Below are 21,800 nucleotides of genomic sequence, written 5' to 3' on the forward strand. Positions count from 1 at the left end.
GCCTCCCCGGAGCATCCGGTATTAGCCGCCGTTTCCAGCGGTTGTCCCGGAGCGCGGGGCAGGTTGGTCACGTGTTACTCACCCGTTCGCCACTCTATATCTGGCCGAAGCCAGTTTAATCGTTCGACTTGCATGTGTTAAGCACGCCGCCAGCGTTCATCCTGAGCCAGGATCAAACTCTCCGTTCGAACAGCGCCCGGAGGCGCCGTAGGATCGATGTGAGTCTCGATTCTGTTTGAAAACTCTCCGTCGGGGCCCCTCGGCCCCTGACAGGGAAAAAGTTAAAGCTTGCTCTCTCGAATGTCCGTCTGACATCCGAGAAGACGTATTGTCCGTCTCTCGAATTCCATCCTCAGTATCCGGTTGTCAAGGTTCCGCGGGAGGCTTCCCGCCCCGCCGCCCTCGCGAGCGGCGCAAGGAAATACTTTACGCTGTTTCGAAGTCCCTGTCAACCGCTTCACAAAACCTCAACAATTTTGTTTCAACGCTTGACAACCTCGAAGGTTCGTCAGAACCACTGTCTTTCGTACTTCCGAAAAAGACAGCTTGCATATAATACAGCTCCCCGGGTTTCGCGCAAGGGGTTTTTTGAAATTTATTAAAACTTTTTGCCCAGCTGCATCACGCTGTATCTTCTTATCTCGCAAAAGCCCTGTATAATAGGGATAAATCACCGATCCTAAGGACAAGCTCTATGACTGCCGCTCACCGCAACCCCAACACATCACCGCGTCCTTATCGCTTCTCCAACGACGCATCGCGGCCTTCAGACGCGACAAAGCCCGACGAGACGGTCGCTGTCCGTGCTGGACGTGAAAACAAATTCGCTCCCGGCGAAGCGATTCGGGACGATCTTCCCCAAGCGCTGCCCCTTCCTCTTGCCGCCCATGATGCTCTGGAAATCATCGAGGAGGCCGGAGGGGAGGCATGGTGCGTGGGCGGCTTCGTTCGCGACGCTCTGCTCGGGCGGCCCATCCACGATGTGGATATCGCGACGAGCCTGCCCTGGCCCGCGGTGCAAGAGGCCTTTCGTGATGCCGGCTGGGGCACCGTGGAGACCGGCGTCGCCCATGGCACGCTCACGGTAGTGCGCGACGGCGAGCCGTTGGAGATCACCACCTACCGCACCGACGGCACCTACAGCGATGGGCGCCACCCTGACTCCGTGACCCAAGCCTCCTCCATTGAGGAAGATCTGAAACGGCGCGACTTCACCATAAACGCCCTGGCTTACCACCCTGCGCGCGGGATCATCGATCCCTTCGGCGGCGTGGCCGACATGGAGCGCGGCGTCCTGCGCAGCGTGGGAGACCCGACGACGCGCTTTTCCGAGGACGCACTGCGCATCCTGCGAGCCTGTCGCTTCGCCTCACAGCTCGGTGTGGCCATCGACCCTGCCACCTTCGAGGCCATGATCGCCTGCAAAAACCTGCTGCGCCAAGTGTCCGGCGAGCGCGTCTACCGCGAGCTGGAGCGCTTCGTCTGCGGCGACTATGTGCACGATGCGCTTATGGCCTGCGTCGATGTACTGGCCTTCGTGCTGCCGGAGCTTGTGGCCATGAAAGGCTGCGCCCAGGTGACGAAGTACCATATATACGATGTGCTCGAGCACACCGCCTGGGTGGTGCAGCGCACGCCGCCCGAGCCGCTGCAGCGCTGGAGCGCCCTGTTCCACGACATGGGCAAGCCCGCAGCGGCGTTCTTCGAGGAGACCGACGAGGGGCCCGTGGAGCACTTCTACGGCCATGCCGCCGTCAGCGTGTCATTGGCCTGCGGCATCATGCACCGCCTTCCCTTCCCTGCCTGGCTGCGCCGGGACGTGCCGCCTCTCGTGCGGGCCCACGACGACGTGGTGCCCCCCAACGCCCGAGCCGTGCGCCGCATGCTGGGGCGGCTCGGGGGACGCACCGACCTGTTCGCGGCCCTCTGCGACATCAAGCGGGCCGACGCCCTGGCCCAGGCGCCGTTCTGCGCTCCCCGAGCCGATACCGCCGACGAGCTGCGCGCCCTCATGGAGCAGATTCTGGAAGAGGAGGCCGCTTTCACGGTGAAGCACCTCGCCATAAACGGCCGCGACATCATGGCCCTCGGCGTGGCGGCCAGCCCGGAGGTGGGCCGTCTGCTGGATGCGTGCCTGGACGCTGTCATCGACGAGCGCGTCCCCAACGAGCGCGAGGAGCTGCTCGCCTTCGCGGAAAAGCTTCGCAGGGAGACGTCCTAGGCCAGAAGGTCGGTAACGAGGCGAATGGCGAACAGGACAATGACGACGAGCATGATGGGGCGCAGGATGAGCGCCCCTTTCTTGTCGAAGAAGGTGGAGCCGAGCCAATTGCCGGCGATATTGAAGGCCGCCGCGGCGAGCCCCAGCGGGATGAGCACCGCACCATTGACGAGAAACACCGCCAGGGCGGCGACGTTGGTGGCCAGGTTGATCGCCTTGGTGGTGCCGGCGGCCGTGCGCACGTCCTGGTGGGCCACGGCAGCGAGCAGCAGCATGAGGATGGTGCCCGTCCCCGGCCCGTAGAACCCGTCGTAGACGCCCACGGCCAGGGCGATGAGGGCCGTGGCCGCAAGGGCCAGGCGCGGGGGCAAGGGACGTTCGGCGAAACGGTCGAGGTTCTTGGAGCGGAACACGAGGAACGCCACGGGGGGAAGTGCCACGAGCATCACCACGGTGAGCACGGTGGCGTCGGCCAGAAGCGCCAGATTCGCGCCGATGGCCGAACCGACCAGGCCGCAGGCGACGCCTGCGACAACGAAGCGCTTCACCATGTAACCGAACAACGCATAGCGTACGGTAGCCACCAGCGTGCCCAAGGTGCTGGAGAGCTTGTTGGTGGCGATGGCGGCATGGGGCGGCAGGCCGGCAAAGAAGTAGGCGGGCAGGGAGATGAGCCCTCCCCCGCCGGCGATGGCGTCCACGAAACCGGCGATGAGCGCCAACGGGCACACGATGAGAAACTCCACGACGCCTTCCCTTCTCGCCTCTCCGCCACACTCGCCGGACGCAAAAAGAGCCGCCCGAGGGCGGCTCGTGAGTTCTTGGTAGCTCCGACCGGATTCGAACCGGCGACCTCCGCCTTGAGAGGGCGGCGTCCTAAACCGCTAGACGACGGAGCCACATGGGCGCTTCATGAAGCCGGGAGACGTGGCGCCTCCCGGCCCGGATTCCTTGGTAGCTCCGACCGGATTCGAACCGGCGACCTCCGCCTTGAGAGGGCGGCGTCCTAAACCGCTAGACGACGGAGCCACGAAATGCCACGCGAGAAAATGGCTGGGGTGGAAGGAGTCGAACCCTCACATACGGCACCAGAAACCGCTGTCCTGCCATTAGACGACACCCCAACATAACTTTCTCGCCACACCGCCCGAAAGCGGCGAGCGCAAGTGAGTATGTTACGGAAGCAAGCGCCCCCCGTCAAGCCCCAATTTTGGGAATTACGAAAAATGCGGGGAGCGGCCGCAACCGCATCGCGTGAAAAGCTCGCGCGAAAACCCCAGTACGACAGAGCTGTTCTCGCCCTAGCAGGGCATGGGGGTGCCGTACTGCCACATGTGGTCGAGGGGACCCGAGCCACGCCCCAGGTTCAGACCGGCCGCGAGGGCGCCGGCCACGTAGGCCTTGGCGTCGCGCACGGCCACGTCCACGGAAAAGCCCCGGGCCAGGCCGCAGGCGATGGCCGAGGAGAGGGAGCAGCCGGTGCCGTGGGTGTTGTCGTTGGCGATGCGCGTACCCCGCAGCCACACCGATTCGCCGTCGGCCATGCGCAGGTAGTCGTCGGCGGCGTCCGGCTCGTCCACCCCGTGGCCGCCCTTGATGAGGATAGCGGGCACGGAAGGCGCTGCGTCCGTGAAATCCGACGCGTTCTCCCAAACGGCGACGCAGCGGTCGGCGATCAACGACGCAGCCGCCTCCACGTCTTCCGAAGATGCGATGGCCCTGCCCGAGAGCACCTCGGCCTCGGGGATGTTGGGGGTGATCACCGTGGCCCGGGGAAACAGCTGGCGCACCAGCGCGTCCACGGCGGCGTCGGCGATGAGCGCCGAGCCCGACGTGGCCACCATAACGGGATCGACCACGACATTGGCGGCTTTGTGGCGATCGAGTCCATCGGCGATGGCGCCCACGATGGCCGACGACGACACCATGCCGATCTTCACCGCATCGGGCCGGATGTCGTCGAAGACGGCGTCGATCTGGGTGCCCACGAAAACGGGATCCACCTCGAGCACGTCGGTAACGCCGAGCGTGTTCTGGGCCGTGAGCGCCGTGATGACGCTCTCCCCGAACAGATGATGGGCGGCGATGGTCTTCAGGTCGGCCTGGATACCCGCTCCCCCGCTGGAATCGGATCCGGCAATGGTGAGAACCGCTTTCATGGCATTCCTTTCGCGACGGCGTCGACCGCTTCCCGAACGGCCGCATGAAACCATCATTTCACACGAAAGGGGCGCGCCTGCACGGCCGCCCCTTTCTGGCAATCAACCGTTGATGAGACGGGGGCTACCCCTCGATGAGATTCACGGCCTCATTGGTGTCGACGACCTTGGCAGCGTAGCACACCTTCATGTATTCGAGGCCCTCCTCCTGGTTGCCCACGAGGAAGGTGGCCGTGGCGTCGCCCACCACGATGATGTTGAAGTTGTTGAAATAAGCGTCGGCCACCGTGTGCTTCACGCAGATATTCGTATCCATGCCGCAGCAGATGAGGGTGTCGACGTCCAGCTCGTTCAACAGCAAAAGCAGTCCCGTCTGGAAGAAGCCGCTGTAGCGGCGCTTCTCCACCACGTAATCGGTGGGCTGAGGATCGAGCAAGGGCGACGTTTGGGCCTCGGGGGTTCCGGCGATGCCGTGGGCGCCCCACAGGGCCAACTCGCGATCAATGCCGGGGAGGTGGGCGTCGTTGGTGAAGACGACGGGCATACCGACGGCGCGGGCGGCCGTCGTGAGCTTGGCCGTCTGCTGGATGGCAGGCAGGAGCACCGGCTCGAGCGGGCCTCCCGTGGGATCGCCCAGCTCGTCGATGACGAGCAGCGCGCACTTCGCGCGATCGATGGAAGTGAGGTCGATGAGGTCGTTGTTGTTCTCGTCGCCGAGCATGGATGTTCCTTTCTCGCTAACGGGTCTTCCGATTCCCGTCCCGTTTCTCCCTGCGCGTTGCCCGAAGCCAGGAGCGCCGCCCCTTTCGCGGCTGCGGCAAGCAGGCGACCATGACTTAAATACTCAGGGTTTCGTCGATGATACGGGAAAGCTCGCGTGTTGCGGCCTCAATATCGTCAGCGGCGAAGATGGCGCTCACCACGGCGGCGCCGTCAACGTCCAGCTCGGACAGGCACGGCACCGTGGCGGCATTCACGCCGCCGATGGCGACGACGGGGATGTCCACGGCAGCGACGATAGCGCGGAACTCCTCGGCTGCGAGCACCCCGGCCTCGGGCTTGGTGGCCGTGCCGGTCACGCCGCCGACGCCCAGGTAGTCGGCACCGGCCGCCTCGGCTGCCCGCGCCTGCTCCACCGTCTGGGTAGAGACGCCCACGATGGCGTCGGGGCCGAGCAGCGCCCGCGCCCGTTCGCAGGCCATGTCGTCCTGGCCCACGTGCACCCCGTCGGCGCCCACGGCGAGCGCGCATTCCACGTCGTCGTTCACCACGAAAGGCACGCCGGCCGCGCGGCAGAGCGCGAGCAGCTCCTCCGCCTCGGCCCGCAGCGCATCGCCGGTCGCCTGCTTGTCGCGCAGCTGCACGAAGGTCGCACCCCCGGCAAGCGCTGCTTCCACGCACTGCGCCAGCGACCTCTCCCCCAGCCACGCGTTGTCCGTCACCGCGTACAGCTTCAAGGCACAGCGAATGGCCTCCGCCGACCACTTTCCACGTTCCCGTACAGGCATGTTCACTCCTTGTTCCAAACTGGGTGTTCGTTCTGGTCACTTTTTTCGAGTTGTTAGACATTGCGCAAGCGCGATGCCGAGCAAACAGGAGGAAACACTACGAAAATGCCTGGTCAGACCTTTTTAGTTCATTGTTTCCGCAAAATGCCCTGCTGAAAAAGTCTAACAACTCGATTTTTCTGCCTCAATAGGGGGCGAAGATCGACCCGACTCTGCGCCTCGCGCCCCATTCTCTTCCAACGCCTCCTTGGCGCCCCTACTCCGCATCCAGGTCGACCACGAGACCGTCCATGATGTCGTTCACGGTCTTCATGGCGCACATCTTGCCGCACATGGTGCAGGTGCCCTCGGTGGAAGGCGGGGCGCTCTCGAAGACGGCGCGGGCGCGGACCGGATCCAGCGACAGCTCGAACATCTCGTCCCAGGCCACGCGGCGCCGCGCATCACTCATGCGATTGTCGCGATCGCGCGCGCCGGGCACGCCTTTGGCGATGTCGGCGGCGTGGGCGGCGATCTTCGTAGCCACCAGCCCCTCGCGCACGTCGTTCGCGTCCGGCAGGCGCAGATGCTCGGCCGGCGTCACGTAGCAGAGGAAGTCGGCGCCGGCAGAAGCCGCGATGGCGCCTCCGATGGCCGCCGTGATGTGGTCGTAGCCCGGGGCGATGTCAGTCACAAGCGGCCCCAGCACGTAGAAGGGCGCCTCGTGGCACAGCCGCTTCTCCAGCTTCATGTTGGCGGCGATCTCATCGAGCGCCATATGCCCGGGGCCTTCCACCATCACCTGCACTCCGGCGTCCCAGGCGCGGCGCGTCAGCTTGCCAATTTCGATGAGCTCGGCGATCTGCCCGGCGTCCGTGGCATCGTAGCCGCTGCCGGGACGCATGGCGTCCCCAATGGAGATGCACACATCGTGCTCGTGCAAGATGGCGAGCACCTCGTCGTAGTACTCGTAGAAGGGGTTCTCGCGACCGGTGGCCTCCATCCAGGCGAAGATGAGGGAGCCGCCGCGGGACACAATGTTGGTAAGCCGCCCCGTCTCCTTGAACGACTCGATGACCCGGCGGTTCATGCCGGCGTGGATGGTGACGAAATCGACCCCGTCCTCGGCATGGGCGCGCACCACCTCCAGGAAGTCCTCGGGCGTGATGGCGATCAGCGCTTTTTCCAGGTAACCGATGGCGTCGTACATGGGCACGGTGCCGATCATAGCCGGCGACTTCTCAACGAGCGCGCGGCGGAAGGCGCGGGTCTTGCCGGAGTTGGAAAGATCCATGATGGCGTCAGCGCCCAGTTCCAGGGCCACGTCCACCTTCTCCCATTCCAGAGCCTCATCGGCCAGATCGCCCGAGATGCCGAGGTTCACGTTCACCTTCGTGGAGAGAGGGACGCCCTCCAGGGTGGAACCGACGCCGGCGGGCGCGAGGCTTGCGTGGTGGATGTTGGCCGGAATGGCGATGCGGCCGGTAGCCACGGCGGCGCGGATGTCCTCCGGCTCGCGACCCTCGGCAGCGGCAACGGCGGCCATTTGAGGCGTGACGACGCCGGCGCGGGCGAAGTCGATCTGCGTGATCGGCTGTGCTGCGTCGGCAGACTGGCTGTCAGTCATGAAAACTCCCTTCGTTGGCATTACCCATATCAGGTTTTGCGGGTCGGGGCGAATTCGGCGCCCCCTCTCAGCCTGCCCGGCCGCCACGCGGCTGCAAGCTCCCCAAGTCTATGGTTGTAGTGCCAGTATAGGGAACGGCACAGCGCTAGAGCGGCAAAAACACTGCCAGCGTGCCGCTTTCCAGGGCAATGCGGGCCGGCGTGCCGACAAGCTCGTTGGAAAGGCCCCAGCTCGTGCGGTTCGTGAGGGCCACGCCATCGAGGCCGTACTTCAGGCCCTCTTCCACAACCCCCGTGGAAACGTCGGTGAGCGAGAACACCGACACGATACCGCTCGGCAACGCGGGAAGGCGCAGCTCGCCGGGGCCGACGAGAAACGCGATAAGCTCGCGCTCCCCCACTGCGGCCACAGCGAGCCCCCGCTCGGCAAAGGAGGCCAAGAGCTGCAAGTTCGCCACCGTGTGGTCGAGCCGCCCCCCGAGCGCGCCGTACACCTCCACGGCATCGGCGCCGCGCGCGAGGGCCTCCTCCAAAGCCAATTCCATATCCGACGCGTCCTTCTCCGGCGAAAACGCCTTCACGGACATGCCCTCGGGCACGTATCCCAGCGAGTCGAAGTCGCCCATGGCCAGATCAGGCGCGCAGTCCACAGCTGCCAGGGAGGCAAACCCCCCGTCCACGGCGATGACCGCATCGAAGGCGCCCTCTTTCCAATGGGCGGCAAAGTGAGCGGCATTGAAATCCGATGCGCCAACTAATGCGACCGTGCTCAAAACATATCCTCCATTCACATTCACCATGTCATCCTTAAGCGAGCGCAAGTCGAAGGATCTCATTGCGGGGAGCCGCTAGATCCTTCGACCTCGTGCTGCGCGCTCCGCCCAGGATGACACGGTGTGTCACTCGTGTGGTTCGACCAGGGTGAAGCAAGTTCTGCTACAATACCACAGGCGAGCGAGCCAGACGGCCGCGTACCCTTTCAGGGTGCGAGGAAAGTCCGGGCTCCGCAGGGCAAGATGCCAGCTAACGGCTGGGCGGGGCGACCCGACGGATCAGTGCCACAGAAAAGAAGACTCCCCTGCTCGGAACATGCTGCGATGCGCAGCATGCGCGACACAGGAGAAAAGCTGAAACGGTGCGGTAAGAGCGCACCAGCGCGGCGGCAACGTCGCGGCTTGGTAAACCCCATCTGGAGCAAGCGCAAATAGGAGCGCCATACGGTGGCCCGCCGTGCGCTCGGGTTGCGTGCTAGAGGCGCGGGGCGACTCGCGTTCGAGATAAATGGCCGTCCCAAGACAGAACCCGGCTTACAGGCCCGCTCGCCTTTCTGTTTGCACTGCCTCTCCATGAATCAAAACGGTCCACTGCGACTACGCAGCGGACCGTTTTTAAGGAAGGGGATCACCCAAAGGGGTCGAGGGGGCTATCCGAGTAACTGCGACACCGCATCAATTACCGGGTCGGCATGAAGGCCGGCCATAACGATGATGAAGCGCAGAGCGCAGCCGCCGATCATGGCGCCCAAAGCACCCCAGAGCGTGGCGCCCTGGGCCTTGTCGGACTTGCCCACCAGGGCGACAAGCGCCGCCGCAAGGGGGCAGACCAGTCCAACCAGGACGACCAGCGCCCAGAACGGCAGAGCCAGATCGCCTCCGATGATGAGTGCGGCCGATTGGGCGGCAACGGCGGCCTCGTGGGACTCCTGAACCGGCGAGCCCGCCATGGAGACCAAAAGGAGGGCCAACACTGCCAGCTCCAACACCACCAGCGCCACGACCGCGTACTCCAAAATGCGGTTCGTCTCCTTGGAAAGCGCGGCCTTCTTACGGTTGGCCAGCGCGATAACCTCCACCAGAGCCACGCCGGTATCCAGCGCCGACACCGTGAACAAGCACGGCAGGAGCAATGTGTTCCAGAGCGGAACACCCGGAGCGCTCATGAGCAGAATGCCCGTGTACACCGCCACGCAGAAGCCCAGCACGCAGCTGACGACGCCTAACGCGCGCGCCAGCTTCGGCGCATACCCGTCGAAGCCCTTGATGCGCTTCGCCAAAGCCCCGGCCGTCTTCTCCCAGACGACGATGGCCTCAAGAGCGAATACCACGAGAGCCGCGAACACGATCCAGGCGCCGAAGGTCATCCACGAGCCGAAGTTCGAGAAGCTCTGCCACATCATCATACCGCGCAAGGGCGTGATGAGCTCGCTCAAAAGCAGCAGCAGGCCCACGGCGAGGCAGACAACAGCGGCCACAAGCGACGCGAACACCGTGGAGCGCGCCTTGTCGCCCTCCCTGAAGTACACCACCATGGCAGCGATGAACGCGCCGGCGCCCATGCCGCCCAAAAACAGGTACAGGGCGGGCTGCCAGCCCCAAATATCTTGCAATCCTTCCATTCTCTCTCCTTAGCACGAAATGGTTTTCACGGTGGGGCGCGGCACTCAGGCGCGCCCCGGTCATCTATCGGCTAGGCCAAATAGAAGGACGGTTTCGTGGACGCCTCCACCACCTTGGCGTCGGGACACTGGGCCAGAAGCTCGTCTACCGTGCCGAAGTGAAGCGCCCCGAACTTGCAGGCCTCGGCGCAACGCGGGGCGTTGCCCGGGCGCGTGCCGCCCAGGGTGCAGCAGTCACACTTGTCCATAGCGGCCGAGCTGTAGGTGGGCACGCCGAAGGGGCAGGCCTGGTAGCAGTACTTGCAGCCGATGCAGCGATCCTTATCGACGTAGACCACCCCGTCCTCCGCCTTCTTGATGGCTCCGGCAGGGCACACCGACGCGCAGGCCGGCTCCTCGCAGTGCATGCAGGACGTCGACACAAACAGCGCCTCGCCGTCTTTCTCGTACTTGGTAATGTGGCGGCGAGCCGGGCGCGATTCGGGGGTCTTGTTGAACTTGCGACAAGCCTCAACGCAAGCTTGGCAGTTGAGACAATTGTGCGGCTTCACGAGAAAGCCCACGCGGCCAGCGTAGGGACCCGTTTCCCTGCCGCCCTCGGCCCGACCCTCGTCTTCGGCGTGTGCCGCGTCCACCATGAAGATGCACGCTCCGCCGGCGGCAAGAAGGGAAGCGGCCGCCGCGATCTTCACAGCGCTGCGTCTATCGAGAGCAGTCGTCGAGATACTCATCTTACGCACTCCTTTTCAATGATTCGTGGAGCCGCCTAGTGGCAGGTACCGCACTCGTAAACGTTCTCGTGGTGGCAGCTGAGGCACTTGTCGGTGGCTGTTTGATAGGCCTCCCCCTCCTTGTGCGTCAGATGGCAGTCGGAGCACTTGATGTCCCCGTGGGAAGTGCCCACATTGTGAATCTCATGAGGGTTCACCGTCGTGCCGTTGGCATCCACCAAAAGCTTGTCGTCGGGAATGTTCGCGATCATCTCGTCATAGTTGTGGCAGTCTTCGTTCAAGCAGGTCTGATCGGTCACCTCTGTGCGCTTCAGACTGTCGGCCTCCTTGCTGTCAGCCGAAAGCTTGCGGTGGGCCCCCTCCAGAGCCTTATCCTTCGTATGGCAATCGAGGCAGCCAATGTCCTGGTGGTCCTCGATGCCGGCAAGGCAGAGCTCGTTTTGAGCGGAGGCCACTTCCGAGTCATGGCAGGCATCGCATTCCGACTCCTCGGTCAGCTTGAACTTCACCTTGTCCTTAGGTGTGGCTTGAACAGACGTTATGCCGTTCCAGTCAATCGCGCTTCCTGTGGAAGAGAGTGCCTGCTGCGCACAGCCGGCCAGCGCCGCCACGAGCGCCACGCCCAAAAGCATGCTGCCCAGAAATAGTTTCTTGTTCATGATGGTACCGTCCTTGTTCTCGCTATTGAGCCGAAATTACTCGAGATCAAAGTCCCACGGCTCCAGCTCGGCGATGCTGCTGATCGCCACGCCGGCCTGGCCCCAGCAGCCGTTGACGGCGATAGGCTGCATATAGGTGACCACGTTGCCGATGTTGCCCGCGCTGTACAAACGGGGAATGGGCTCGTTGCGCCATGTGAGCGTGCGACCGTACTCGTCGGTGGTCAGACCGCCGATGGTGTAGATAATGGAAGGCGCAAGCTCGATGGCGTAGTAAGGGCCATCGCCCAAAGGAGCCATCTTCTCGGGGTTGCGGCCAAAGGCATCGACTCCGGCAGCGCAATCGGCATTGTACTTGTCGATGGAGGCCTGCAGCTTCTCAGCGCTGATGCCGATGGCCTCGGCGATGTCCGCCACCGTCTCGCCGCGCATGATCCAGCCCTTCTCGAGCTCGGCCTGGTTGTCCGCGCTCCAGATGTAGCCGCCCACCTCCTCGGGCATGCAGTTGGCCCAGCTGCAACCAGCGTTGGCGTTACCCAAGGTGAAGGCATCAAAAGTCGCCTGATCCACGATCTCGAACATCGAGGAGTTCACATAATGGGCACCGTCGGCGCGGCACTGCATCATGTCGCCTTCGAAGTCGAACAGCGGCAAAGTGGATTTGTTGTGGGTGAACGAGCAGAACTCGTCGATGAACCGGTCGCCGTTCTGGTTGACGATCATGACGCTGCCGTTGTCGGGGGGCAAACAGAACATGCCCGTACCGATCTCCTTGCTAGCCGCTTTGGAAGTAAGGTACATGATCTCGTAGCCCTTGGCCAACTTGGAGAGCTTCGCCCCCAGCTCGCCAGCCATAATGAGGCCGTCGCCCGTCAGATGGGGCGAGCCGACCGAGAAGTAATCCATGCCCATGAGGTGAAAGTTCGCCATGAGCTCCTTATTCATGGTATAGGCGCCTGTGGCCAGAAGCACGCCGTAATGCGCCTTCACATTGAGGGGCTCGTCCTTGGTGCCGGCCACCACGCCAACCACCTCCCCCTCGTCGCTGGTGATGAGAGATAAGCCCGGGGTCTCGTAGAGAATCTCGGCCTCGGCGTCGATCGCCGCCTGCAGCAGTCCCTTGTAGATGCCCGGGCCCGCGCCATCGATGACCACATAGGGCTGATCGGCCCACTCCATGTACTTGTGGGCAACGAGCCAATCGATGGCGTCGGTACCGTACTCGTCGATGCCGTAGACCAGATCCTCGTTGGCTTCACCGAACGAGCCAGTGCTCATCAGCACGTTGGGATCAGTCGATATGGGGAACAGATAACCGCCGCAGCAGCGCACATCGCCGCCGGCCGACTCCTCGGGCTGCTTTTCCAGCACAATAGCGGAGAGGTTGTTGTCGTAGGCTTGCACGGCGGCCCAAAGCCCCGCCGCACCGCCGCCCACGATGACGACGTCGGCCTCCTTGTCCCACTTAATGCCGGTGGTGTCCTGCTTCGCGTAGGCCTTTCCGGCGCACCCGGACAAAGCTGCGGCACCTACCATGCCCGCTCCAGCAATGAGGGCACCTCCGATAAAATTCCTGCGGCTCAATGCGTTTTCCATCATTCCTCCTCTGATCGAGCTTCGAAAAACCCTTCCGTCTTCCTCAAGACTAACCACAGTTTGCGCTTCAGAACGCTCGATTTCCAGGCAAGGGTTGGCAATGCGGAGCATCAGTTGGAGAAGTTTTCGTTTAACTGATATTTTCGCTATCGAACAATTCTTCCCACACAACCCGTGCAAGAACGCGTTGGTTCCCGTAATATGTGACATGAAGGTTTCCGGGCGGGACGGAGGGGTCCTCTGCCGGCACTGGAAAAGGAAGCTTCCCGAAATGCATGCGAACAATGCGAGGAGGCAGGGCATGGAAAGCGCAGCTCCTATTTCCGACATGATCACAGGATTGACCCTTTACTGCCGACTCGTCGAGGACATCATCGAGGGCGAAACTGAGCTCACTCTAACCGAATACCGTATGCTCTTTTTCCTCAGCATGACCCCCGACAAGCGGGCGCGCATCCATACGCTGGCCGAGGCCCTGTATCTCAGCGCCAGCACCATAAGCGATGCCGCCAAGAATCTGGAAGCGCTGGGATTCATCGAAAAGGCCGACAGTCGGAACGATCTCAAGGCTGTTTGGGCGGTCGTTACTAAAGACGGCGAGCGAGAGCTCGGCCGATGCACAACGGCGCTCGTCGAGTACTCCCAAGAATACTGGAGCCTCATCGGCCCCCAAACTACGCAGATTTATCTCTCCTCGGGTGCAAAGCTCATCGAGCATAGCAACTACCCCATTCAAGCCGCCCTCGAGCTGCCGGGACAAGCCTTCTACCCCTTCGTAACGAGGATCTATCTTCTCAGCGCAGTCAGTTGGTTCAAGAGCACCTACAACCTAAGCCTCCTCGACGCCCGCATCCTCATGCTGCTGCTCGAGCGAGGCACCGTGCTCACGTGCGCGGAGATATCCCATCTTCTCAAGGTATCCAACAGCGCGGTATCGAACGCCGTGCGCAGCCTCAGTCGCGTAAAACACTACGTCGAACGAGAGAAGGTAGCGGGATCCGGAAAGATTAAAGTGCAGCTTACAGAAGAGGGCGTCTCTACCGCGCAGGAGATACGCGAACGGTTCATCACTCGCTACATGAAGCAGTTCGACGTGACCCGCGAGGAATTCGAGGAGGTGCTGAAAGCGGTGCATCCGCGCCACCGGAAGAGCTATATGCAGAAGGTCTTCGGGGAAAGCTTCGCGGGCATCTAAAACATTGCTTGCACCATAAAGAAAAGGCCCCGTGGGGCCTTTTCCGTTCTACCAGGGAGATTTCCTCGGTTGGTTAGTCGATCTCTTCGAACTCGAAGTCGTCGGCGTCGCCGAAGCCGGAGAGATCCTTCTCGTAGGGAGAGGCAACCGGGGTGGCGGCGGCCACGACGGCGGCCGGAGCCTGGGGCGTCACGTAGGCGGAAGGCGCCACGTACTCGTCGATCTCGAAGTTGCCGGTGAGGCCGGGCACCACGTCGTACTCGCCATCCAGCGCCGTGGCGGCAGCCGGCACGTTGGCGCCGATGTCGGCCAACTTGCGGGAAGCGTCGGAGATGATGTCCTTCAGCAGGTCGGCGTACTCCTCGCGGGCGTCCTCGCGGTCGTCCTGCAGCTTGCGGATGGCATCGATGACGTCCTGACGGTCGGTGTTGGCGCGATCGATGATGCGCTGGGCCTCGTCACGGGCGTCCTGAATGGTCTCGGTGGCGTTCGCGTTGGCCTTGGCGAGAATCTCGTCGGCCGAGCGCTGGGCGATGATGAGAGCCTGGGCGATGGCATTGTCGTCGGCGCGCTTGTCGGAAAGCTGGCGCTCCAGATCGGCGATGATAGCGTCCTTCTGGGCGAGCTGAGCGTCGTACTCGGAGGTGTCGACGGTCGCCGCGGCCACCTCGGCGATGGCCACCGTGGAGGCGGCAGGCGCGTCGAAGCCGCTGAAACGATCGGCCTCCAGCTGATCCTGAAGGTGCGCGATCGTGTCGTTCAAAATATCGATCTCGTCGGCGACATGCTCGAGGAACACGTCCACTTCATCCACATCGTAGCCTTTGCGGTCGATGGAGAAGCTCTGATTGTGGATGTCGGAAGCGGTGATTGCCATGTAGGTACCTCAGTTTCTTACGATGTTACGTCGCTGACACGTCGGAATGCCGGCCGTCTGAATTTAGAAAATCATCACCAGCAAACGTACCCCGAATTGTAATACAAGCAGAGCGATGATGGGAGTCACGTCCACCATTCCTCCAAGGGGCGGAATCAATTTTCGGAACAAGTTCAAATACGGGTCGCACAGCTTTCCCAGAGCGCGGTAGATGTCGCCGATGATGCCGCTTTGGGTGTTCGGCAGCCAGGACATCATCACGTAGATGAAGATGATCATGGAGTAGGCGTCGGCCAGTCTCACGAGGAGGTAGGTCAGCATAGTTCAAAGGCTCCTTAGTCGGAAGGTCTTAAGGGCGCGCCAAGCGCTAGATGATGCCCTGAGTGCGCAGGTAGGAGCGCTCGGCCTCGGTGAGCTCGTCGATGCGAGTGAGGGCGAACACCTTGTTGCCCACACATTCCACGTTCGCATCCAGCGCGCTGGCCACGCCGAAGGAGAAGTCCAGGATGCGCTTGGCCAGCGTATCGGGAGTGGCCGCCAAATTCAGCACCACCGCATTGCCGAGCTTGAGCGCCGTGGAGACGGCCTCGGCGTCGTTGTAGGCGCCGGGAGCCACCACCTTCAGCGTGCGAGAGGGGGTGAAGCGCGAACCGGAAGCGGAGGCAGAAGCGCCCCGCGAGCTCGTCGGGCGCGTATCGGTCGGAGGCGTGGTGGATTCGAACAGTGAGTTCAAACCCTCGGAGCGGGCGTGATGCACCGCCGAGGCGGCGGCCGAGGCAGCGGCCGTGCCCTCCGGGGTCATCTGCGGCGGCAGCGAGGAATCGACCATCGTGCGGAACGAGCTGGAGGAGCCGCGGCGGCTCGCGGGCGCATCGTCGTCGGGCAGCGTGGGGACCGCCGTGCGGGCGCGCACGTCGTCGATGGAGACGAGACGGGGCATGGAGGAGCGGCCACGGGAACGCTCGCCGGGCTCGCGGGTGGTCACCGAGTCGTAGGGGTCATAGGCCGAGCCGGACGTGCGCTCGTAGGACTCGTCGTAGCCGTACTCGCCGTAGTCGTCGCCCTCTTCGAATTCCTCGTAGTCCTCGTAGAACTCCTCGTAATCGTTCTTACGGCCGAAACCCAGCTTCGACTTGATATCGCCGAACATGCTCTTGCCGTCCATGGAGCCTCCTGCTTCGTGTGGGCGGTGCCGCCCGCCGTGGTTCTAAGGTCTAAAGGGGCGCTTGCGGCCCCGCAGTGTTCTCGATCATCATACCAGCTTGAAGGCTACTCCTGATAAGATTCACTAAAGATGGCCCGCCCGACGCGAACAATGGTAGCCCCCAGGGGCACCGCCTCGCGCCAGTCGTCGCTCATGCCCATGGAGAGCTCCGTGAAAACGGCGGCGTCATCGGCGGGAAGCTGGGAGCGAATCTGGGCGGCAAGTTCAGCTAGTCCCGCGAAGGCCTCGCGGGCCGCCTGCGCGTCGCCGGCAGGGGCCATGGTCATAAGCCCGCGCACGGACACGTGGGGCAGGGCGGCCACTGCGCGCACGAGCTCGGCAGCCTCGGCCGGCGCCACCCCGCTCTTCGACGCCTCGCCCGACACATTCACCTCGATGAGCACGTCCTGCACCTTGGAAAGCTCCGCGGCCGCGCGGTCGATCTTCTCGGCATGGCGTCGTTGGTACAGGGAGTGGATGAGCGTTGCGGAGGCGACGATCTCGGGAATGCGGCGCGACTGGATATTGCCGATGAAGTGCCAGCGGGCCTCGGGGAAGGCGGCGGACTTCAGTACGATCTGATCGGGACGGTTCTCCCCGAAATCCCGGGCGCCGCCCTTGATGGCCTCGGCCACGCCCTCAGGCCCGACCGTCTTCGACACGGCCACAAGGAGCACGTCCTCGGGCGCGCGGCCCGCAGCCATCGCTGCCTCGGCCACCTCCGCGGCCACCCTCTGATAGCGCTCGGCAATACTCACAAGCTCATTCCTTTCGACCGGCGAAGGCGCTGTGGCGTCCGCAGCGGCCTCCGCTTTTGCGATACGAGAAGTAAAGGTCGTCGCGGCAGGCGGTGCACTCCCCCGACGACGCGATGCGCTCCGGCGCGATACCGGCCTCGGCGAGGCTGGCGCGCACGGCAGCTTCCAGATCCAGGTGATCGGCGCCGCGGGCGCACGAGGCCCCGAAGCGCTCGACGAAACGGCCGACGAGGTCGGGGCCGCACTCGTAGCACTCCGCGCCGATATGCGGGCCGACGTAGGCGTTGTATTCGGAAGGATCGACGGCTCGTCCCGCACGGACATCGAGGGCTGCCAGCGCCGCCACGGCCTTGGCGGGAATGCCGGCGAGCGCCCCGCGCCACCCCGCGTGGGCCACGGCGTAAGCCCCCGACGGGGACACGACGATGACCGGGGTGCAGTCGGCGAAGCACAAAAGCGCCGTCACATCCGGCGCGGCCACGGCCACGCCGTCGGCACCGGCGGCCCCGGCGCGCGCCACCGCTTCCCATGCGGCAGCCGCATCGTCATCCAGAGAGAGCACGACATCGCCGTGCACCTGGTTGAGCGTAAGCAGCCGAGTACTCCCAAGGCCCGCGGCGTCCAGGAGGAGCGCACGGTTCTCAGCCACGGCCATCGGGTCGTCTTCCACATGATCGCCCAAATTGAGACCGTCGTAAGGGGGCTCGCTCACCCCGCCCTGACGGCGAGAGAAGCCCAGGCGCACGCCTGTGGCCGCAAACAGGGACTCGTCGGTTAAAAAGGACAGGCCCGCTGACGGGCGGGCCTGCAATGTCGGCTTGGGAAGTGCCATGGGATTCGAACGTCGGCCTCTCCCCTAGCGGGCACGCTTCAAGAAGTCGGGGATGTAGTCCTCGTCCGTGAAGCGGCTCGTGGGTGCGGGAGCCGAAAAGGTGACCGGCGCCTGCTGAACCGGCTGGGGCGCGGGCTCAGTGGAGGCGAACAGGTCCTTGCGCGGCGCGAAGTCCATGGAGGACTGGGAGGCGCCCACCTTGAAGCCCGTGGCGATGACTGTGATGCGCACGGCGTCCTTCAGCTCCTCGTCGATGATCTGGCCGTAGATGATGTTGGCGTTCTCGTCGGCACAGGCCTCCACCGTGCGGGCCGCCTCGGAGACCTCGGTCAGCGTGAGATCCGGGCCGCCGGCGATGGAGAACAGCACACGCGAGGCGCCGGCGATGGAGGACTCCAGCAAGCTGGAAGAGGTGGCCTGCTGGGCCGCGTCCAGCGCGCGGTTCTCGCCCGTGGAGATGCCGATGCCCATCATGGCCGTGCCGGCATCCTTCATGACCGTGCGGATGTCCGCGAAGTCGAGGTTGATGAGGCCGGGGATGGTGATGAGGTCGGTGACGCCCTGGATACCCTGGCGAAGCGTGTCGTCGCAGATGCGGAAGGCGTCGATCATGGACGTCTTCTTGTCGACGATCTCGAGCAGGCGGTCGTTGGGAATGACGATGAGGGTGTCGACCTTCTGGGAGAGCAGATCGATACCCTGGTCGGCCTGATTGCGGCGAAGGCGCCCCTCGAAGGAGAAGGGCTTGGTGACGACGCCCACGGTAAGGGCGCCGATCTCCTCGCGGGCGATCTCGGCCACGATGGGGGCCGCGCCGGTGCCCGTGCCGCCGCCCTCGCCAGCGGTGACGAAGACCATGTCGGCCTCGGCCAGAGCCTCGCGGATCTCCGCGCGGCTCTCCTCGGCGGCCTGACAGCCCACCTGGGGGTTGGCGCCGGCGCCGAGACCACGGGTCAGCTCCTCGCCGATGTGGATGGTCTTGTCGGCATCGGACATGAGAAGGGCCTGGCGGTCAGTGTTCACGGCGATGAACTCCACGCCGCGCACGCCGGCCTCCACCATGCGGTTCACGGCGTTCGTGCCGCCGCCGCCGACACCGACGACCTTGATGACGGCCAAATGTTCAGAGCCTGGAATGTTCGGCATTTCGTCCTCCACACCTGTTGCGTTTTACTGCTGCGTTTGTCTCGTTTCCGCGCGTCGTTGCTCGGGCGCGCCCTGCGGTCCGCCCAAAGGCGGCATTTATGCAGGACATTGTACACGATGCCCATTCGTTTGCAACGCAAATCACCGCCAAAGGAGCCTGCAGATACACGAATACGACAAGAAACCCACCGCATCGCGCTTCGCAGGGCGGCAAAGCGGGCAACCGCGCCGTGCTTCGCAGGGCTCCGAAGCGAGCGACCGCATCGTTTTCTCGCTTCCTGGGAAAACTCTCGGTCGGCGAACCTCCCCGTTTCTGCAGCAAATCTTGAGTTATAAGCGTCTCGATGCGGGAGAGAAGGCCCGCAGAAGTTTCCATATTTGCAAAACCCCAGGTCGTGAGCATTGGCTGCGGGGGTTTCAAAAAGTTCCGCACCCCCTAGACGCTTACAACTCGCGATTTGCTGCAAAAACGGGGGTGTTCGCCGACCGAAGACCGCGACACCTGCTCGGTAGACGCGGTTGGGAGGGGCGACCAAGGTCGCCCCCTACGGGAAAGATCGCTCACGGTTTCGCCCGAGGAAGTCAGGGAGAAGCCAACCGGTGCCTGTCGGGCGCGCAGCGTCGGCAGGGACGTTCGTCCCGTAGGGCGAGCGAAACCTCCTAGACGGCGCGCCAGGTGGGGCGGTCGGGGACGCGGACGTTGATGTAGGAGACTTTGCCGGGGTTGTCGGCCATGATCTGCAGGACGATGCGTTCCTTGTCGCGGATATCCTCGGCGGTGCCGAAGGCGATCTCGATGCCGTTGTCCAAGGTCAGGCACGTGGAGGCGGCGTCGGTGGCCGTCACCGTCTTTACCTGCTCGGCAAGTTCCGTGGAAAGGCCGTCCAAGATGGCCAGGGCGTTGTTCACGTTGCCGTCGGCGCAGTAGGTGCCCACCTCGGGCGTGAGGCCGAAAGGCACGCCGGTGATATGCAGCACCCGGTCGGCGTCCTCGTAGATCTGCGGAGAAATGGTGGCACCAAGTTCGGAATCGCGGGCGGGAATCTCCATGAGCCACATGCCGTCGGAGGCGATGGCCCACATCTGGGTGACCTTCGCGTTGTCGGCCGCCACTTCCACGATGGCGGCGATCTCGCGCTCGGTGACGTTGATCTCCAGCGTATCGGGGAAGATGCGGTTCACGGACACGTCGGCGACCCAGGCGTCGCGGTCGACGCTGTTGGCCACCGAAGACGTGTCCACGTTCAGAAGCGTCGTACCCTGAGGCACGGCGGCGAGGATGGCCATCTCGTCGTTGGTGAGGTGGTCGGCGCCGTTGACCTTCACCGACGTGATGGCGAAGGCCCCGCTGAAATAGAGGGCCGCATAGGTGATGCCCAGCACGCAGACGAGCACAAGCGCCACGATAAAGGCTTTGAAGGCGCCGGAGCGCTTCGGGCGGGCGATGGCCCGGGCCGCCGGCGCGCGGCGGTCGCCACGAGACGCGGGCAAGTCCCCCAGGCGCACCGATGTCGTCACCGTGCGGGGCGCGGGGCGCGCGCCCGAGGCGCGACCGCCGGCAGAGCGGCCGGCCGCCGAAGATGCCGCCGAGCCGAAATGTGCGCGCGAGGTCGGGCGCACGGACGGGGCAGGTCGGGACGAAGCCGGGCGCATCGGGGCCGACGCGGGGCGCCGCGACGGCGAGGCGCTGCGCGAAACGCCTCCGCGCGCACTCCCCCGCGAGGTGGAGCCCCGGGGAACCGAGACGTTGCGGTTGCTCGATCTCCTAGCCACGGCGACCGTCCTCGTCGCGCCCCTCGACTGTGGAAAGCGCGCCAGCCTCGCCAGCAGTCTCGCCAGCGGCCGCGTCAGCGGAAGGCGTGCCGCGCTCGCCGGTAGAAGGCGCGGAGCCCGCCGTAGAGGCAACGCTCGCGCCCGTGCCAGCAGTCTCGCCAGCGGCACCGCGCGCGCACTCGTCGCCAAATGCCTCGTCGGCACCGCGCGCACTCGGGAAATCTTCGTCGAAGCCCAGCATGCGCACCTCGGGCACAAGCTCGACGCCGGCGCTCGCGAGCACGGTCGCGCGCACCTGTTCCATGAGAGCGCGCACATCGGCGGCCGTGGCGCCACCGCGGTTCACTATGAAGTTGCCGTGCAGCTCGGACACTTTCGCACCGCCCACCTCGGCGCCCTTGCATCCCGCCCCCTCGATGAGGCGCCCGGCCGAGGCACCCTCGGGGTTCTTGAACACGCTGCCGCAGGTGGGCTCGGAAAGCGGCTGGCAGCCCTTGCGCCGGGCGAGGTTGCCCTCCATCTTGTCGCGCACCCGATAGGGATCGGCGCCCTCGGCGGCCAGCTCGCATTCCAGAATCACCTCGTCCGGCGCAAAGGAACTCGCGCGGTAGCCCCAGGAGATCTCGTCGCCGCGTCGTCGGGCCAGGCCGCGCCCGGGCCGGTAGGTGGTGACGGAGACGACGCGCTGGCCTATCCACTCGTCGGCCGTGCCGGCGTTCATGCGCAGGGCGCCGCCCACGGTACCCGGAGTACCAACGGCGAACTCGAAACCGCCGATAGCGCGCTTGAAGGCCTCCTGCACCACTGCAGAGAGCGAGGCGCCCGCGCCCACGATAAAGCGGTCATCATCGAAGCGCAGGGTGCGGAAGTCGCGGCCGAGCACAATGGCCACGCCGGCGAATCCCGCATCGGCCACGAGCACATTGGAGCCGCGGCCGAGCACGACCCAAGGCGTGCCCTCGGCCGCGCAGACGTCCACCAGCCCCGTGAGCGCCCCCACGGAATTCGCGCGCACGAAGAAGCGCGCCGGACCTCCGATGCGGTAGGTGGTGTGGCGACTTAAGGGCTCGTGGGCGTAGACGTCGCCGTCGAAGCGGTCGTCCACAAGCAGCGATTGTACGGGCGAGGCGTGACGGGCCAT

General features: G+C 64.2%; 20 protein-coding genes, 3 tRNA genes, 1 rRNA gene, 1 other RNA gene and 1 riboswitch. Of the genes, 3 read left to right on the top strand and 22 right to left on the bottom strand.

Translation table 11 applies throughout. The features are described from left to right. Positions 1-188: ribosomal RNA gene (locus ACYVRU_RS08305) — 16S ribosomal RNA — on the bottom strand; the annotation flags it as partial. A gap of 506 nt (positions 189-694) precedes the next feature. On the opposite strand from ACYVRU_RS08305, the gene ACYVRU_RS08310 reads away from it, so the two are divergent. Beyond that, on the top strand, positions 695-2,221 hold the full coding sequence (locus ACYVRU_RS08310) for a CCA tRNA nucleotidyltransferase (RefSeq protein WP_157012208.1): 1,527 nt from the start codon (positions 695-697) through the stop codon (positions 2,219-2,221). On the opposite strand, the gene ACYVRU_RS08315 is transcribed toward ACYVRU_RS08310, so the two are convergent. From ACYVRU_RS08315 to ACYVRU_RS08355, 9 genes are all read right to left on the bottom strand, one after another. Continuing rightward, positions 2,218-2,967: a sulfite exporter TauE/SafE family protein gene (locus tag ACYVRU_RS08315; protein WP_288221096.1), complete on the bottom strand. Its 750-nt coding sequence runs from the start codon at positions 2,965-2,967 to the stop codon at positions 2,218-2,220. The two genes, ACYVRU_RS08310 and ACYVRU_RS08315, sit on opposite strands and share 4 nt — an antisense overlap. Positions 2,968-3,043: 76 nt before the next feature. Beyond that, positions 3,044-3,120: transfer RNA gene (locus tag ACYVRU_RS08320), tRNA-Glu, on the bottom strand. A 53-nt stretch (positions 3,121-3,173) separates the two neighbouring features. Then, positions 3,174-3,250 (bottom strand) — tRNA-Glu (locus tag ACYVRU_RS08325). Between the two features lie 21 nt (positions 3,251-3,271). Further along, positions 3,272-3,345 (bottom strand) — tRNA-Gln (locus ACYVRU_RS08330). Between the two features lie 177 nt (positions 3,346-3,522). Continuing rightward, complete coding sequence (thiD, locus tag ACYVRU_RS08335) at positions 3,523-4,380, bottom strand: bifunctional hydroxymethylpyrimidine kinase/phosphomethylpyrimidine kinase (protein ID WP_157012209.1); 858 nt, start codon at positions 4,378-4,380, stop codon at positions 3,523-3,525. A gap of 124 nt (positions 4,381-4,504) precedes the next feature. Beyond that, positions 4,505-5,101, bottom strand: coding sequence for a cysteine hydrolase family protein (locus ACYVRU_RS08340; RefSeq protein ID WP_173112482.1), 597 nt, complete (start codon positions 5,099-5,101; stop codon positions 4,505-4,507). Positions 5,102-5,216: 115 nt separating this feature from the next. Then, positions 5,217-5,888 carry a thiamine phosphate synthase gene (thiE, locus tag ACYVRU_RS08345; RefSeq protein ID WP_173112479.1) on the bottom strand — a complete coding sequence of 224 codons (672 nt, stop codon included), beginning with the start codon at positions 5,886-5,888 and terminating at the stop codon, positions 5,217-5,219. A 256-nt stretch (positions 5,889-6,144) separates the two neighbouring features. Continuing rightward, the gene (gene thiC / locus ACYVRU_RS08350) at positions 6,145-7,494 is read right to left on the bottom strand and encodes a phosphomethylpyrimidine synthase ThiC (protein ID WP_173112476.1); all 1,350 of its coding nucleotides are present in this window, start codon (positions 7,492-7,494) and stop codon (positions 6,145-6,147) included. After that, positions 7,484-7,609: riboswitch (TPP riboswitch) on the bottom strand. (Overlaps the previous gene by 11 nt.) Before the next feature lie 30 nt (positions 7,610-7,639). Then, positions 7,640-8,266: a thiamine diphosphokinase gene (locus ACYVRU_RS08355; protein WP_461186015.1), complete on the bottom strand. Its 627-nt coding sequence runs from the start codon at positions 8,264-8,266 to the stop codon at positions 7,640-7,642. 178 nt (positions 8,267-8,444) lie between these two features. Between ACYVRU_RS08355 and rnpB the strand changes: the two genes are divergently transcribed. Further along, positions 8,445-8,819, top strand: an RNA gene (gene rnpB / locus ACYVRU_RS08360) — RNase P RNA component class A. A 97-nt stretch (positions 8,820-8,916) separates the two neighbouring features. Here the strand turns inward: rnpB and nrfD are convergent. The 4 genes from nrfD to ACYVRU_RS08380 all read right to left on the bottom strand — a co-directional run bounded on the left by nrfD (position 8,917) and on the right by ACYVRU_RS08380 (position 12,874). Then, on the bottom strand, positions 8,917-9,888 hold the full coding sequence (gene nrfD / locus ACYVRU_RS08365) for an NrfD/PsrC family molybdoenzyme membrane anchor subunit (RefSeq protein ID WP_157012219.1): 972 nt from the start codon (positions 9,886-9,888) through the stop codon (positions 8,917-8,919). Between the two features lie 71 nt (positions 9,889-9,959). Then, positions 9,960-10,619: a 4Fe-4S dicluster domain-containing protein gene (locus ACYVRU_RS08370; RefSeq protein WP_269434848.1), complete on the bottom strand. Its 660-nt coding sequence runs from the start codon at positions 10,617-10,619 to the stop codon at positions 9,960-9,962. A 35-nt stretch (positions 10,620-10,654) separates the two neighbouring features. After that, positions 10,655-11,278: a cytochrome c3 family protein gene (locus tag ACYVRU_RS08375; protein WP_157012221.1), complete on the bottom strand. Its 624-nt coding sequence runs from the start codon at positions 11,276-11,278 to the stop codon at positions 10,655-10,657. A 36-nt stretch (positions 11,279-11,314) separates the two neighbouring features. Next, complete coding sequence (locus tag ACYVRU_RS08380) at positions 11,315-12,874, bottom strand: FAD-dependent oxidoreductase (protein ID WP_173112469.1); 1,560 nt, start codon at positions 12,872-12,874, stop codon at positions 11,315-11,317. Between the two features lie 301 nt (positions 12,875-13,175). On the opposite strand from ACYVRU_RS08380, the gene ACYVRU_RS08385 reads away from it, so the two are divergent. Continuing rightward, a complete protein-coding gene (locus tag ACYVRU_RS08385) occupies positions 13,176-14,069 on the top strand; it encodes a MarR family winged helix-turn-helix transcriptional regulator (RefSeq protein WP_173112466.1) in 894 nt (297 codons plus the stop codon). Positions 14,070-14,142: 73 nt separating this feature from the next. Here ACYVRU_RS08385 and ACYVRU_RS08390 read toward each other — a convergent pair whose 3' ends face one another. From ACYVRU_RS08390 to murB, 8 genes are all read right to left on the bottom strand, one after another. After that, a complete protein-coding gene (locus ACYVRU_RS08390) occupies positions 14,143-14,946 on the bottom strand; it encodes a DivIVA domain-containing protein (RefSeq protein WP_461186016.1) in 804 nt (267 codons plus the stop codon). A gap of 63 nt (positions 14,947-15,009) precedes the next feature. Continuing rightward, complete coding sequence (locus tag ACYVRU_RS08395) at positions 15,010-15,267, bottom strand: YggT family protein (protein WP_022740272.1); 258 nt, start codon at positions 15,265-15,267, stop codon at positions 15,010-15,012. Positions 15,268-15,313: 46 nt separating this feature from the next. Then, positions 15,314-16,111, bottom strand: coding sequence for a cell division protein SepF (locus tag ACYVRU_RS08400; protein ID WP_461186017.1), 798 nt, complete (start codon positions 16,109-16,111; stop codon positions 15,314-15,316). A 104-nt stretch (positions 16,112-16,215) separates the two neighbouring features. Then, positions 16,216-16,908: a YggS family pyridoxal phosphate-dependent enzyme gene (locus tag ACYVRU_RS08405; protein WP_173112460.1), complete on the bottom strand. Its 693-nt coding sequence runs from the start codon at positions 16,906-16,908 to the stop codon at positions 16,216-16,218. A 4-nt stretch (positions 16,909-16,912) separates the two neighbouring features. Continuing rightward, complete coding sequence (locus ACYVRU_RS08410; RefSeq protein ID WP_173112457.1) at positions 16,913-17,740, bottom strand: purine nucleoside phosphorylase YfiH/LACC1 family protein; 828 nt, start codon at positions 17,738-17,740, stop codon at positions 16,913-16,915. A 24-nt stretch (positions 17,741-17,764) separates the two neighbouring features. Further along, positions 17,765-18,886: a cell division protein FtsZ gene (gene ftsZ, locus ACYVRU_RS08415; RefSeq protein ID WP_022740276.1), complete on the bottom strand. Its 1,122-nt coding sequence runs from the start codon at positions 18,884-18,886 to the stop codon at positions 17,765-17,767. Between the two features lie 660 nt (positions 18,887-19,546). After that, complete coding sequence (locus ACYVRU_RS08420) at positions 19,547-20,659, bottom strand: cell division protein FtsQ/DivIB (RefSeq protein WP_231699598.1); 1,113 nt, start codon at positions 20,657-20,659, stop codon at positions 19,547-19,549. After that, a complete protein-coding gene (gene murB / locus ACYVRU_RS08425; protein WP_461186018.1) occupies positions 20,652-21,800 on the bottom strand; it encodes a UDP-N-acetylmuramate dehydrogenase in 1,149 nt (382 codons plus the stop codon). Before murB ends, ACYVRU_RS08420 begins: the two co-directional genes overlap by 8 nt.

It is taken from the genome of Adlercreutzia sp. CNCM I-6216 (assembly GCF_977113345.1).

Excerpts from the sequence above, each read along its gene's own strand:
- ACYVRU_RS08310 (WP_157012208.1), top strand. The coding sequence starts at position 695 with ATGACTGCCGCTCACCGCAACCCCAACACATCACCGCGTCCTTATCGC.
- thiD (WP_157012209.1), bottom strand. The coding sequence starts at position 4,380 with ATGAAAGCGGTTCTCACCATTGCCGGATCCGATTCCAGCGGGGGAGCG.
- ACYVRU_RS08340 (WP_173112482.1), bottom strand. The coding sequence starts at position 5,101 with ATGCTCGGCGACGAGAACAACAACGACCTCATCGACCTCACTTCCATC.
- thiE (WP_173112479.1), bottom strand. The coding sequence starts at position 5,888 with ATGCCTGTACGGGAACGTGGAAAGTGGTCGGCGGAGGCCATTCGCTGT.
- thiC (WP_173112476.1), bottom strand. The coding sequence starts at position 7,494 with ATGACTGACAGCCAGTCTGCCGACGCAGCACAGCCGATCACGCAGATC.
- nrfD (WP_157012219.1), bottom strand. The coding sequence starts at position 9,888 with ATGGAAGGATTGCAAGATATTTGGGGCTGGCAGCCCGCCCTGTACCTG.
- ACYVRU_RS08370 (WP_269434848.1), bottom strand. The coding sequence starts at position 10,619 with ATGAGTATCTCGACGACTGCTCTCGATAGACGCAGCGCTGTGAAGATC.
- ACYVRU_RS08375 (WP_157012221.1), bottom strand. The coding sequence starts at position 11,278 with ATGAACAAGAAACTATTTCTGGGCAGCATGCTTTTGGGCGTGGCGCTC.
- ACYVRU_RS08380 (WP_173112469.1), bottom strand. The coding sequence starts at position 12,874 with ATGGAAAACGCATTGAGCCGCAGGAATTTTATCGGAGGTGCCCTCATT.
- ACYVRU_RS08385 (WP_173112466.1), top strand. The coding sequence starts at position 13,176 with ATGGAAAGCGCAGCTCCTATTTCCGACATGATCACAGGATTGACCCTT.
- ACYVRU_RS08390 (WP_461186016.1), bottom strand. The coding sequence starts at position 14,946 with ATGGCAATCACCGCTTCCGACATCCACAATCAGAGCTTCTCCATCGAC.
- ACYVRU_RS08395 (WP_022740272.1), bottom strand. The coding sequence starts at position 15,267 with ATGCTGACCTACCTCCTCGTGAGACTGGCCGACGCCTACTCCATGATC.
- ACYVRU_RS08400 (WP_461186017.1), bottom strand. The coding sequence starts at position 16,111 with ATGGACGGCAAGAGCATGTTCGGCGATATCAAGTCGAAGCTGGGTTTC.
- ACYVRU_RS08410 (WP_173112457.1), bottom strand. The coding sequence starts at position 17,740 with ATGGCACTTCCCAAGCCGACATTGCAGGCCCGCCCGTCAGCGGGCCTG.
- ftsZ (WP_022740276.1), bottom strand. The coding sequence starts at position 18,886 with ATGCCGAACATTCCAGGCTCTGAACATTTGGCCGTCATCAAGGTCGTC.
- murB (WP_461186018.1), bottom strand. The coding sequence starts at position 21,800 with ATGGCCCGTCACGCCTCGCCCGTACAATCGCTGCTTGTGGACGACCGC.